Raw genomic sequence first — 10,470 nt, forward strand, 5'->3', positions numbered from 1 at the left:
CCCGCCCCTTTCCGGCCCATGACCGGAGGGCGTTCCGCGCTGTCCCGCCCCCCTCGTCCTCCTTCGAAACACCCCACTCTCTGCAAGGCATCACTGTGTTCGACTTCGCCGTCTTCGGATCCCTTTTTCTCACGCTTTTTGTGATTATGGACCCGCCGGGCATCACGCCGATCTTCCTCGCGCTGACCTCCGGCCGGCCCGCCAAGGTGCAGCGCCGGATGGCCTGGCAGGCCGTCTGCGTCGCCTTCGGCGTCATCGCCGTGTTCGGCATCTGCGGCCAGCAGATCCTGGACTACCTGCACGTCTCCGTCCCGGCGCTGATGATCGCCGGCGGTCTGCTGCTCCTGCTCATCGCGCTCGACCTGCTCACCGGCAAGACCGACGAGCCCAAGCAGACCAAGGACGTGAACGTCGCCCTCGTGCCGCTGGGCATGCCGCTGCTCGCCGGGCCCGGTGCGATCGTCTCCGTCATCCTGGCCGTCCAGAAGGCCGACGACGTCGGCATGCAGGTCTCGGTCTGGTGCGCGATCATCGCGATGCACGTGGTCCTGTGGCTCACCATGCGCTACTCGCTGGTGATCATCCGGCTCATCAAGGACGGCGGCGTCGTCCTCGTGACGCGCCTCGCGGGCATGATGCTCTCCGCCATCGCCGTCCAGCAGATCATCAACGGCGTGCTCCAGGTCGTCCGGGGAGCCTGACCCGCTCCGGCCCCCTGCCCCGGGCCGCCGTGCATGCGAACGCCCCCGCACCGGATCGGTGCGGGGGCGTTCGCATGGGGCGCTGCGCCCCCGAAGCGTCAGGAGGACGCACTCCCGGCCGGTCGGATCAGGATGCGCTGGCCGATGGCGGCCGCCTGCTGCACGATCCGGTTGACGGAGGCCGCGTCCACGACGGTGCTGTCCACGGCGGTTCCGTCGACGTCGTCCAGGCGCAGAATCTCGAAGCGCACGGCTTCTCCCTTCGTCAGTGTTCTCCTTGCATGGGTTCCCAACGAAGTGTAAGACTCAAACATTCCCTACGCTAAGGAAATTTTTTCCTTGGCTAACTAACGGGTCTCGACAGCAGCCCAGAACGCGGCCAGCGCATCAGCCGTGACCTGCGGGTTCTCCGCATTCGGCGAGTGTTCCGCACCCGGCACCACCACGCGACGAGCTCCCAGACGTTGTGTCATGTCGTCCATCAGCGGGACCGGCCAGGCGTAGTCCACCTCGCCCGACAGCACCAGCTTCGGCAGGCCGACCCCGCTCAGCTCCGCCACCCGGTCCGGTTCGGAGACCAGTACCCGCCCCGTGGCGATCAGCTGCTCCGGTACGGTCGCCAGCCACCGGTCCCGCAGGAACTCCGCCAGCTCCGGGGCGTCGGGCACGGCGTCCTCCGGGTCGTACGCGCGCATGGCCGTCCACACGCCCGCCATGTCCTCCCGCATCGCCTCCAGCGCGGCGACCAGCAGCGCCGTCCGCTCCCGCTGCTCCTCGGCGATCGCGGCCGGACCGCTGCTCATCAGGGTCAGGGAGGCGAAGGGCGCCGCGTCGCGCAGCACGGCGGCCCGCGCGATCAGCCCGCCGAGCGAGTGCCCGACCAGGTGGAGCGGGCCCGCGTCGAGGGCGGCCGCCTGCGCCAGCACGTCCTGCGCCAGCTCGTCCAGGGCGTACGCCGACTCCTCGCGCGGCCCCGGGGTCTCGTGCTGGCCGCGCCCGTCGACGGCCACGACCCGGTAGCCGTGCGCGGCCAGCGGTTCGAGGAGGCCGATGAAGTCCTCCTTGCTCCCGGTGAAACCTGGAACCAGCAGGGCCGTACCGCGGACCGGCTCGCCCGCCTCGTGCACGGCGAACGCGCCGCGGGCGGTCGGGAGGTGGTACGCACGGGCGTCGGACGGCAGGGTAAGGCGCGGCGGCTTGCTCATGGCCCGAGGTTACCGGTCCGTAGCAAGCCGTACGGGAGCGGGATCCCCGCCCCCGTACGCCCGCGGGCCCCGGCCCCCCGTGAAGGGGAACCGGGGCCCGCGTCAGGGCACTGCGGGGGCTCAGGCCTCCGCGGTCGGCGCCACGGCCTTGCGGGTCCGGGTGCGCTTCGGCTTGACCGGAGCCTCCTCGGCGACCGCGGCGGCCTCGGCCACCGGAGCCTCCGCGGCAGCGGCGGTCTTGCGGGTGCGGGTGCGCTTCGGCTTCGCCGGAGCCTCCTCGGCCGCGGGAGCCTCGACCGCCGCCGGGACCTCCGCGGAGGGCGCCACGGCCTTGCGGGCCCGGGTGCGCTTCGGCTTGACCGGGGCCTCCTCGGCGACCGGGGCCTCGGCGACGGGCGCCACGACGGCCGGCGCCTCGACGACCGGGGTCACCGGGGTCACCGCGGCGGCCGGGGCGGCCTTGCGCGGGGCCCGCGTGGTCCGGCGGGGCCGGGCCGGCTCGGACGGCGGGGCGATCTGGAAGTCGGGCTCGGGGCCCGCCGGGACCCGCACCGGAGCCTGGACGGGCGCGGCTGCGGCCGCCGCCAGGATCGAGGTCTGGGTGGGCTTGCGGGTCCGGGCCTGCCGCGGCGCGGCCGCAGCCTTGGCCGCAGCGGCGGGAGCCTCGGCGACGGGCGCCTCGACCACACGGGCCTCGACCACGCGGGCCTCGGCCACCGGGGCCTCGACGACCTGCACCTCGGCCACGGGAGCCGCGGCGACCGGGGCCACCGGGGCCGCCACGGCGGCGGCTGCGGCCGGCGCCGACACCCGGGTGCGGCGGCGGCGCGGCCGGCGCGGCTGGTCCGCCGCGGCCTCGTCGACCGCCGGGGCCGCGGGAGCCTCGACGACCTGCGCCTCCGGGGCAGCGTCCACACCGGCGGAGGCGACCTCGGAACCGCTGCGCGTACGGCGGCGCTGGCGCGGGGTCCGGGTGCGCTCCGGGCGCTCGGCGGGAGCGGGGGCCGCACCGCGGCCGCCCCGGCCGCCGCGGCCGCCGGTCTCGCCCAGGTCCTCCAGCTCCTCGGCCTTCAGGCCGGCCCGCACGCGCTCGGAGCGCGGCAGGATGCCCTTGGTGCCGGCCGGGATGCCCAGCTCCTCGAACAGGTGCGGGGAGGTGGAGTAGGTCTCCACGGGGTCGTGGAAGTCCAGCTCCAGCGCCTTGTTGATCAGCTGCCAGCGCGGGATGTCGTCCCAGTCGACCAGGGTGATCGCGGTACCCTTGGCGCCGGCGCGGCCGGTGCGGCCCACCCGGTGCAGGAACGTCTTCTCGTCCTCGGGCGTCTGGTAGTTGATGACGTGGGTCACGCCCTCGACGTCGATGCCGCGGGCGGCGACGTCGGTGCACACCAGCACGTCGACCTTGCCGTTGCGGAACGCGCGCAGCGCCTGCTCGCGCGCGCCCTGGCCCAGGTCGCCGTGGACGGCGCCGGACGCGAAGCCGCGCCGCTCCAGCTGCTCGGCGATGTCGGCGGCCGTGCGCTTGGTGCGGCAGAAGATCATGGCCAGTCCGCGGCCCTCGGCCTGCAGGACGCGGGCCACGAGCTCCGGCTTGTCCATGTTGTGCGCACGGTAGACGCGCTGGGTGATGTTGGCGACGGTCGCGCCCTCGTCGTCGGGCGAGGTGGCGCGGATGTGCGTCGGCTGCGTCATGTACCGGCGGGCCAGGCCGATGACCGCGCCCGGCATGGTCGCCGAGAACAGCATGGTCTGCCGCTTGGCCGGCAGGTGGTTGATGATCTTCTCGACGTCGGGCAGGAAGCCCAGGTCGAGCATCTCGTCGGCCTCGTCCAGGACCAGTGCCTTGACGTGCGAGAGGTCGAGCTTGCGCTGGCCGGCCAGGTCGAGCAGGCGGCCCGGGGTGCCGACGATCACGTCGACGCCCTTCTGGAGCGCCTCGACCTGGGGCTCGTACGCGCGGCCGCCGTATATGGCGAGGACGCGGACGTTGCGGACCTTGCCCGCGGTCAGCAGGTCGTTCGTGACCTGCGTGCACAGCTCGCGCGTCGGGACGACGACGAGGGCCTGGGGGGAGTCGGTCAGCTGGTCGGGGGTGGCCCGACCGGCCTCGACGTCCGCGGGGACGATGACCCGCTCCAGCAGCGGAAGGCCGAAACCGAGCGTCTTGCCGGTTCCGGTCTTCGCCTGGCCGATGACGTCCGTGCCGGAGAGGGCGACGGGGAGGGTCATCTCCTGGATGGGGAAGGGGGTCACGATGCCGACGGCTTCGAGGGCTTCGGCGGTTTCGGGAAGGATCCCGAGGTCTCGGAACGTAGTCAGGGTGCTGCCTCTTCTGTGAGACGCGGCGCGAGGCGGCGAGGGGGGTGGTCGTACCGTGCCGGGCTTGCAGTACTGCATGTAGTACGTACGAAGCTGCGCGGGACCACTGCCTTCGCTCAAGCCGCCAGTGCCGCTGAGGGGGCCCCTCGTGGACGCGGTACGCATGGACGTACGCATCACCCGAGGGCGGTCGGGTTGGAGCCGATCGGGCCACCGACCGGGCATCCTCATTCGGATGGCCCGCCGAGTATTCGGCAGGCGCTTTACCACTGTACCCCGGAATCCCGCAGGCGTGTCGGGTGAATTCACCTGGTCGTCGCGTTCGGGTGGACGGAAGGCCGTGCGACGTGGTGGCGTCGGGGGTGTGCGGGCGGGCTATTGTGCGGAGCATGTCGACCGTAGAAAACGCATCGCCCGCCGACGACGGCGCCCCCGCCGAGGCGACCGGTATCGCCGCCCAGGACTGGGCGACCGCCTCCGCCTCGCCGCAGTACCGGGCCGCCGTCGTGGACCTGCTGGGCGCACTCGCGTACGGCGAGCTCGCGGCCTTCGAACGACTCGCGGAGGACGCGAAGCTCGCGCCCACCCTCGACGACAAGGCCGAGCTCGCGAAGATGGCCTCCGCGGAGTTCCACCACTTCGAGCAGCTGCGCGACCGGCTCGCGGCGATCGACGCGGAGCCCACCGCCGCCATGGAACCCTTCGCCAAGGGCGTCGACGACTTCCACCGCCAGACCGCCCCCTCGGACTGGCTGGAGGGCCTGGTCAAGGCGTACGTCGGCGACTCGATCGCCAGTGACTTCTACCGCGAGGTCGCCAGCCACCTGGACGCCGACACCCGCGCCCTCGTGCTCTCCGTCCTCGACGACACCGGCCACGGCGGCTTCGCCGTCGAGAAGGTGCGCGCCGCCATCGAGGCCGACCCGCGCTGCGGCGGCCGGCTCGCGCTGTGGGCGCGCCGCCTGATGGGCGAGGCGCTCTCGCAGGCCCAGCGGGTGGTCGCCGAGCGCGACGCCCTGTCCACCATGCTGGTCGGCGGCGTGGACGGGATGGCGGCCGGCTTCGACCTGGCGGCCGTCGGCGAGATGTTCGCCCGGATCACCAAGGCCCACACCAAGCGGATGGCGGCCCTCGGCCTCGCCGCCTAGGAGGACGGACACGGCGGCCCCGGGCCGCCGCACCCCGCACACGCCGGCCCCGGCGCGCAGGCAGCGCGTCGGGGCCGTGGTGTACCGCGGGCCGGGGACCGGAGGCGGGGGGCCGGCCGCAGCACTAGCCGCGCCGGCGCCGGCGCCGGTCACCCCCGCGACGGAAGCGAAAAGGGGCGGTGGGCGGGGCGGGGGCCGGACTGTCGGCCGGGCCGCAGCAGCAGCGACAGGACCACCGCGGCGACGAGCACCGCGCCGACCAGCGTCGCGGTCACCGTGCCGTGCCCCGGGCCGAGCGCGTACTGCGTGAGGTACGCCCCGAACAGGGCGCCCAGCGCCCCGCTGACGAGTACGACGCGCGGCGACGGCAGCCGCGGGGAGAACAGCCGCAGGGCCGCTGCCGACAGGGCCAGGCCCAGGAGGGCGGAGCCGAGCGCCTCGATCAGCAGCATGGGGGCCTCCCGCAGGTCAGGGGCTAACCGGTCACAGCGGTCCTACCCGAAGCGGAAGACACGGAAACGGCCCGGTGGAATCAACCACCGGGCCGTTTCGCGTAGTTCCCGGAATCACCTCGGACCATGCCCGAACGGGACAGGTCGTGCCGGAACGGGTCAGGCCGTGCCGAAGCCGACCTTGCGCGCGCTCGGCTCGCCCAGGTCGACGTACGACAGGCGGTCGGAGGGCACGAGGACCCGCCGGCCCTTGGTGTCGGTGAGGCTCAGCAGCGGTGCCGAACCGGTCAGCGCCTCGGAGACGATGCGTTCGAGCTCCTCGGCGCTCAGGTCGCTCTCCAGCACGATCTCCCGGGGTGCGTGCTGCACGCCGATCTTGACCTCCACGGCTTTGTCCCTCCGACGCTCGGTTGTGCGCGATCAGCCGCGCCGTACCCGGTCCACATTAGCCCGCAGAGGCGACACGCAAGCCGCGCAGCGGACACGCTGGCAGCGAACAGCGGACCACACCGGGGCGATCACACCGGGGCGGTCACGCCGTGCGGGCACCTGCGGGCGGTCACGCCGGGGCGATGTCCGAGCCGTGCAGCGGGAAGCCCGCGATGCCGCGCCAGGCCAGCGAGGTCAGCAGCCCCACCGCCTTGTCGCGCGCGACCGGGCTCTCGCTGGAGAGCCAGTACCGGGCCACGACCTGCGAGACCCCGCCGAGGCCCACGGCCAGCAGCATCGACTCGTCCTTCGACAGGCCCGTGTCCTCGGCGATCACGTCCGAGATGGCCTCGGCGCACTCCAGCGAGACGCGGTCGACGCGCTCGCGCACCGCCGGCTCGTTGGTCAGGTCGGACTCGAACACCAGCCGGAACGCGCCGCCCTCGTCCTCCACGTACGCGAAATACGCGTCCATCGTCGCGGCCACGCGCTGCTTGTTGTCCGTCGTCGACTCCAGCGCCCCGCGCACCGCCTGCAGCAGGTTCTCGCAGTGCTGGTCCAGCAGCGCCAGGTACAGGTCGAGCTTGCCCGGGAAGTGCTGGTACAGCACCGGCTTGCTCACTCCGGCCCGTTCGGCGATGTCGTCCATCGCCGCCGCGTGGTACCCCTGCGCGACGAAGACCTCCTGGGCCGCGCCCAGGAGCTGGTTGCGTCGGGCTCGGCGCGGCAGGCGCGTGCCCCGGGGACGCGCTGCATCCGTCTGCTCGATGGCTGTCACGCCGCCTCCCACTTTCTCTGTTGCCGCAGTGCCTCTGCGCCGCGCCCGCCATCGTACTTTTCGGTAACCGAATCTGTAGGGTCGAAGCCGAGTTTTCTCGCTGTACGGACCACCCGGAGGCGCTGGTCAGGGACGCCGGGAAGGGTTACCGAACGGTAGTCCGGGGTGGCCGCGCACGGGCGGGCACGATCGGGCGCGGCCGGGCACCACCCGACCGGAGGGGCGCCCCGCTCAGCGGTAGTCGTCCTCGTCCAAGGGCACCACCCGGGCCTGGTCGACGGCGTCCCCGTCGGCCGCTTCGCCCCGGTCGACCCCCGTGACCCGCTCGTCGTCGTCCTCGGGTTGCAGCTCGGCCTGCTGTTCCGCGGCATCCGCCTCGGGCGCCTCCGCGTCGAGGGCATCCCGGATCCTGCCCCGGAAGGTCTCCGGCTCCGCCGGATCGACACTCATCTGGCTCCCCTTCTTCCCTCACCCCTCGTGGTCCTGCCTCACCTACGAGCCTAGGAGGATCGCGGGTGCGCCGCTACGTGGATCCACGGCCATCCTGCGCGGGTCTGTGATGCCGAACACAAGAGTCCGGACGTGATCGTCTCGTAACATTGCCCGCATGTCTTCGACCGAGCTGCCGGGTGTGCGATCGGCCACCGAGGCGTCCTTCCGGGCGGGAGCCGCCCGGGTGGCCGAGGGGGAGCAGCTGCGCACGGCCCTGCTGCCCGGCCTGGAACTGACCGTGCGGTCCCGGCCCGCGACCCGCACAGGACTGCCGCCCGCCCTCTTCGTGCACGGCCTCGGCGGCTCCTCCTCCAACTGGTCCGCCCTCATGGCCCTGCTGGAGGACTCCGTCGACTGCGAGGCCGTGGACCTGCCCGGCTTCGGCTGGTCCCCACCCCCGGCCGACCGGGACTACTCGGTCACCGCGACGGCCCGCGCGGTCATCCGCCACCTCGACGCCGCCGGCCGCGGCCCCGTCCACCTCTTCGGCAACTCCCTCGGCGGCGCCGTCAGCACCCGCGTCGCGGCCGTCCGCCCCGACCTGGTGCGCACGCTCACACTGGTCTCGCCCGCCCTTCCCGACCTGCGCATGCAGAAGGCGGCCCTGCCGACCGTACTGCTCGCCGTGCCCGGCATGGCCGGCCTGCTGCACCGCATGGCCGCCGGCCTCACCGCCGAACAGCGCACCCGCGGCGTGATGGAACTCTGCTACGGCGAGCCCTCCCGGGTGCGCGCGGAGGACTTCCGCGCCGCCGTCGAGGAGATGGAGCGGCGGATGGCCCTGCCGTACTTCTGGGAGGCGATGGCCCGCTCCACGCGCGGCATCGTCGACGCCTACACCCTCGGCGGACAGCACGGGCTCTGGCGCCAGGCGCAGCGCGTCCTCGCCCCGACCCTGTTGGTCTACGGCGGCCGCGACCAGTTGGTGGCCTACCGCACGGCCCGGAAGGCGGCCGCGTCCTTCCGCGGCTCAAGACTCCTGAGCCTTCCCGAGGCCGGACACGTGGCGATGATGGAATACCCCGAGACGGTGGCGAACGCCTTCCGGGAGCTGCTGCACGACACCGACCGACCCATCGAAGACGGCAGGGGCTGACCAGCGTGGGACGACATAGTCGCAAGGGCCCTGCTCCTGCTCCCGCCCCGGAGCGCCCGGCCCCGGCGCCCGAGGCGCAGCCCCCGTACGGCGCGTACGACCCCTTCGCGGACTACCCGGCGTACCAGGGCGGACCCGGCGGGTACGGGCAGCAGCCGGCCCCCGGCGCGCACCCCGGGTACGAGGAGCCGGCCCGGTACGAGCGGCAGCCCGCCGCCCGTGAGCCGCAGCCCCCGTACGAGCAGCCGTCGGGGTACGAGCAGCCGTCCGGGTACGAGGAGCCGGCCCGGTACGAGCGGCAGCCCGCCGCCCGTGAGCCGCAGCCCCCGTACGAGCAGTTCCCTGCCGGTGACCCGTTCGCTCCCGGCGAGCCGTTCCCGCCCCGCGACGCGTTCCCGCCCCGCGACCCGCTCCGGCCCCACGGGCAGAACCCGACCCGGCAGGAGCCGCGCGGGCGCCGCCGCCGCACCGAACCCACCGTCGCCCACCAGGGCCACGCCCCCGCCGCCCCCGGGCCCGGGGCCCGGCCCGGCGGCCGCCCCGAGCAGCGCGAGCCCGGCGGCGCGTGGGGCGCCGACACCGGATCCGCCCGCGGCGACCTGCGCGGCGCTCCGCAGGGCCCCGGCGCGCCCGCGGCCCTGCTGGACGACGGCACCCCGCCCTTCGGGACCCCTCCCTTCGGCACCCCGGCGGCCGGGTTCCCGCAGGTTGCCGTCGAACGGCAGCCCGCGCCCGGCCCGGCCGACCCCTTCACCTCCACCGGCGCGCAGCGCCGCGTGGTGCCCGCGCCCCGCGAGGAGGCCGCGCCCGCCGGGGCCGAGGAGGAACGGTCCTCCGGCCGCAGCTCGAAGGCCCGCACGTACGGCGGCGTGGCCGCCGTGGCCGTCACCACCGCCATCGCCGTCGTCGTGGGCACCCAGATGCTGACCGGCGGCGACTCCGGGTCCGCCGCCCCGCAGGCCGCGGGCAGCGCCTCCGACCGCGCCCAGCCCGGCCAGTCCCCGGCCTCCCGTTCCGACGGCCGCGGCGCCCCCCAGGCCCAGGCGCCGGCCCCGGCCGCGCCCGAGCTGCCGTACGAGCAGAAGATGACCCAGCAGTTCCCGATCGACGCGAAGCTCAAGGGGTCCGGCGCCTTCGACACCGTGCCCGGCGTCGCGGCCGCCCCCGGCAAGGGCAAGGTGGTCCGCTACCGCGTCGACGTCGAGCAGGGCATCGGCCTCGACGCGCAGCTGTTCGCCGAGGCGGTCCACCGCACCCTCAACGACGACCGCAGCTGGGGCCACGGCGGCAGCAAGACCTTCGAGCGCGTCCCGGGCGGCGAGGCCGACTTCGTGATCACCCTGGCCAGCCCCGGTACCACCGGCGTGTGGTGCGCCAAGTCCGACCTGGACACCACCGTCGACAACGTCTCCTGCGACTCCGCCTCCACCGAGCGCGTCATGATCAACGCGTTCCGCTGGGCGCAGGGCTCGACGACGTACGGACCGGACCAGATGCTCGCCTACCGGCAGATGCTCATCAACCACGAGGTGGGCCACCGGCTCGGCCACGGCCACGTGAACTGCCAGACCCCGGGCGCCCTCGCGCCGATCATGCAGCAGCAGACGAAGTCCCTCGACATCGGCGGGATCTCCTGCAAGCCCAACCCCTGGGTGTTCCCCGGGAACTGACGCGCCGCGGGCAGCACCCGCACGGCCCCATTGCTAGCGCTCTCGAACGCGAACCGTACGGGAAAGTTACGACTCTTCACCCCTTCCGGTGGGGGGGGGGGGGGGGGGGGGGGGGGGGGGGGGGGGGGGGGGGGGGGGGGGGGGGGGGGGGGGGGGGGGGGGGGGGGGGGGGGGGGGGGG

11 protein-coding genes are annotated in these 10,470 nt (G+C 73.9%); 4 read left to right on the forward strand and 7 right to left on the reverse strand.

Annotation, left to right across the window (positions count from 1 at the left end; all coding sequences use genetic code 11):
• The first annotated feature begins 95 nt into the window (after positions 1-95).
• Positions 96-701, forward strand: a complete 606-nt coding sequence (locus ACZ4VL_RS16275) for a MarC family protein (RefSeq protein ID WP_361089200.1) — start codon at positions 96-98, stop codon at positions 699-701.
• A gap of 98 nt (positions 702-799) precedes the next feature.
• Here the strand turns inward: ACZ4VL_RS16275 and ACZ4VL_RS16280 are convergent, their stop codons facing one another.
• The 3 genes from ACZ4VL_RS16280 to ACZ4VL_RS16290 all read right to left on the reverse strand — a co-directional run bounded on the left by ACZ4VL_RS16280 (position 800) and on the right by ACZ4VL_RS16290 (position 4,135).
• Complete coding sequence (locus ACZ4VL_RS16280) at positions 800-952, reverse strand: hypothetical protein (RefSeq protein WP_361089198.1); 153 nt, start codon at positions 950-952, stop codon at positions 800-802.
• Between the two features lie 96 nt (positions 953-1,048).
• Positions 1,049-1,906, reverse strand: coding sequence for an alpha/beta fold hydrolase (locus tag ACZ4VL_RS16285; protein ID WP_468200089.1), 858 nt, complete (start codon positions 1,904-1,906; stop codon positions 1,049-1,051).
• 120 nt (positions 1,907-2,026) lie between these two features.
• Positions 2,027-4,135 carry a DEAD/DEAH box helicase gene (locus ACZ4VL_RS16290; protein WP_468200106.1) on the reverse strand — a complete coding sequence of 703 codons (2,109 nt, stop codon included), beginning with the start codon at positions 4,133-4,135 and terminating at the stop codon, positions 2,027-2,029.
• 479 nt (positions 4,136-4,614) lie between these two features.
• On the opposite strand from ACZ4VL_RS16290, the gene ACZ4VL_RS16295 reads away from it, so the two are divergent.
• Positions 4,615-5,373 carry a ferritin-like fold-containing protein gene (locus tag ACZ4VL_RS16295; protein WP_361089192.1) on the forward strand — a complete coding sequence of 253 codons (759 nt, stop codon included), beginning with the start codon at positions 4,615-4,617 and terminating at the stop codon, positions 5,371-5,373.
• Between the two features lie 149 nt (positions 5,374-5,522).
• On the opposite strand, the gene ACZ4VL_RS16300 is transcribed toward ACZ4VL_RS16295, so the two are convergent.
• From ACZ4VL_RS16300 to ACZ4VL_RS16315, 4 genes are all read right to left on the reverse strand, one after another.
• The gene (locus ACZ4VL_RS16300; protein WP_468200107.1) at positions 5,523-5,822 is read right to left on the reverse strand and encodes a hypothetical protein; all 300 of its coding nucleotides are present in this window, start codon (positions 5,820-5,822) and stop codon (positions 5,523-5,525) included.
• Between the two features lie 162 nt (positions 5,823-5,984).
• A complete protein-coding gene (locus ACZ4VL_RS16305) occupies positions 5,985-6,212 on the reverse strand; it encodes a DUF3107 domain-containing protein (protein ID WP_361089190.1) in 228 nt (75 codons plus the stop codon).
• Between the two features lie 172 nt (positions 6,213-6,384).
• Positions 6,385-7,032 (reverse strand): TetR/AcrR family transcriptional regulator, encoded by a 648-nt coding sequence (locus ACZ4VL_RS16310; protein ID WP_468200091.1) that lies wholly within the window; start codon positions 7,030-7,032, stop codon positions 6,385-6,387.
• A 231-nt stretch (positions 7,033-7,263) separates the two neighbouring features.
• Complete coding sequence (locus tag ACZ4VL_RS16315; protein ID WP_468200092.1) at positions 7,264-7,482, reverse strand: hypothetical protein; 219 nt, start codon at positions 7,480-7,482, stop codon at positions 7,264-7,266.
• 157 nt (positions 7,483-7,639) lie between these two features.
• On the opposite strand from ACZ4VL_RS16315, the gene ACZ4VL_RS16320 reads away from it, so the two are divergent.
• Both ACZ4VL_RS16320 and ACZ4VL_RS16325 read left to right on the forward strand, forming a co-directional pair.
• The gene (locus ACZ4VL_RS16320) at positions 7,640-8,620 is read left to right on the forward strand and encodes an alpha/beta fold hydrolase (protein WP_468200094.1); all 981 of its coding nucleotides are present in this window, start codon (positions 7,640-7,642) and stop codon (positions 8,618-8,620) included.
• A 5-nt stretch (positions 8,621-8,625) separates the two neighbouring features.
• On the forward strand, positions 8,626-10,290 hold the full coding sequence (locus ACZ4VL_RS16325; protein WP_468200095.1) for a DUF3152 domain-containing protein: 1,665 nt from the start codon (positions 8,626-8,628) through the stop codon (positions 10,288-10,290).
• Positions 10,291-10,470: the final 180 nt, after the last annotated feature.

It is taken from the genome of Streptomyces sp. NPDC029014 (genome assembly GCF_055564695.1).

Coding starts and splice junctions, on each gene's coding strand:
- ACZ4VL_RS16285 (WP_468200089.1), bottom strand. CDS start 1,906: ATGAGCAAGCCGCCGCGCCTTACCCTGCCGTCCGACGCCCGTGCGTAC.
- ACZ4VL_RS16290 (WP_468200106.1), bottom strand. CDS start 4,135: ATGACCCTCCCCGTCGCCCTCTCCGGCACGGACGTCATCGGCCAGGCG.
- ACZ4VL_RS16295 (WP_361089192.1), top strand. CDS start 4,615: ATGTCGACCGTAGAAAACGCATCGCCCGCCGACGACGGCGCCCCCGCC.
- ACZ4VL_RS16315 (WP_468200092.1), bottom strand. CDS start 7,482: ATGAGTGTCGATCCGGCGGAGCCGGAGACCTTCCGGGGCAGGATCCGG.
- ACZ4VL_RS16320 (WP_468200094.1), top strand. CDS start 7,640: ATGTCTTCGACCGAGCTGCCGGGTGTGCGATCGGCCACCGAGGCGTCC.